Source organism: Endozoicomonas sp. ONNA2 (genome assembly GCF_024606365.1).
Classification (GTDB): domain Bacteria; phylum Pseudomonadota; class Gammaproteobacteria; order Pseudomonadales; family Endozoicomonadaceae; genus Endozoicomonas.
In genome coordinates this window covers 1-1,493 of the sequence record NZ_JAHHPO010000352.1, presented here as the reverse complement: position 1 = coordinate 1,493, position 1,493 = coordinate 1, and the positions used below count along the sequence as shown (strand labels likewise).

The window sequence follows — 1,493 nt, the reverse complement described above, 5'->3', positions numbered from 1 at the left end:
TAAGTGGTCATAAATCTTCTCAATTCGTTCACGGATAACCCCCGGCATTTGCTGCATATCGGTGATCTTAAAGCCCTTGCAATAATATCAGGAAAGACTGAGCAATTTCATCAGACGGTGGTGGCTTACTGTTGTTTTGATTTTGCCAACCCTGTTTTCCAATTCTCTACATCGTTCTTCCAGGCAGGCAAATCTTATACGAAGCTGCGTATTCTCTTTCAAGAGAACCTCAGTCGGTAAAGTTGCAGGTGACTGTGGAACTATGTTGGCAAATGTTGGTAAAAAAATAGTGGCTAAGAGTTTGGTATAAAAATCAGAAAATTCCAGATTTAGGTGAGGGGTGCTGAACAGTTACAAATTATCCTCTCTTTTCTTGCCAGTAATTATTGAATTTTATTGCTGTTGCTGGCCAAAGCCGTTCATCTAACCAGCTCCATAACCACCCGGATTGCTTAAAACCAATAAAAGGACACTCACTTTTTAAAAAGTGAAAAGAGTACGACATTTCTTGAATTCAAGTCATAAATGCATAACCCATGATTTTTCTTGCATCTATTCCGGTTAATTCCTTGAATGCCTCATAAGGAGTCTTATAACCAAGACATTTTCTGGGCCTACTGTTCAGCTTATCGACCGCTATCATGACTTCTTTTTCTGTGACATTATTAAGTTCCATAGACTTGGGGAAGTACTGCCTGAGCAGACCATTAGCGTTCTCATTCTGACCTCTCTCCCAGGAGTGATATGGTGCAGCAAAGTAACTGTCACATTTCAAAGCTTTGGCAATCTCCTCATGCTGAACAAACTCCTTACCATTGTCGTAAGTGATAGTTTTGACGAACTTTTTCAGGGGCTTGAGCGCGCCGATCATCGCCTGTTTAACCGCTTTTGCCTTCTTACCAGGCAGAGGAACAGCAAGGCGAAGCTTGGTCTTCCGTTCATCCAATGTTGCAATGGCCCCTTTATGGTTTTTACCTATTATGGTGTCAGCCTCCCAGTCACCGACACGTTCTCTGTTGTTGGCTACTGCTGGACGTTCTTCAATACCAACCCGGTTAGGTATGCCGGTTCGGTTATGGGCTGAGCCATATCTTTTCCGGTACGTCTTTTTCTGGTGTCGCAAGTGCTTATAGAGGCTGCCACCGTTACGCTTATCATCTGCGATAAACTGATAAATTGTTTCGTGGTGTAGCTTGATCTCTCCTTCCTTTTTAAGCCTTCCCGCCACTTGCTCAGGACTCCAGTCTGAACAAATATCATTAGAAATTCGTCGTTTAATATCTTCTGTCAGCTTAACAGCCTTATTTTTTTCCTTGTGTCGCTTTTGGGCCATACGATGGGCCTGCTGGTGCCTGTAACCACGCAGCCCCTTGTTTCTCCCTAACTCTCGTGACAGAGAACTCTGTGAACGTCCAAGTTTTTTGCAATTTTGTTTTGGGAAGTCCCATTTTTCAGTTCGATTTCGATATAATGTCTCTCTTCAGAGTTCAGGT

Annotated in this window: 1 pseudogene; it reads right to left on the bottom strand. The window is 42.9% G+C overall.

The features are described 5' to 3' along the window. Window positions 1-514: 514 nt before the first annotated feature. Window positions 515-1,491: pseudogene (locus KDK14_RS06375) on the bottom strand (IS30 family transposase). Window positions 1,492-1,493 lie beyond the last annotated feature (2 nt).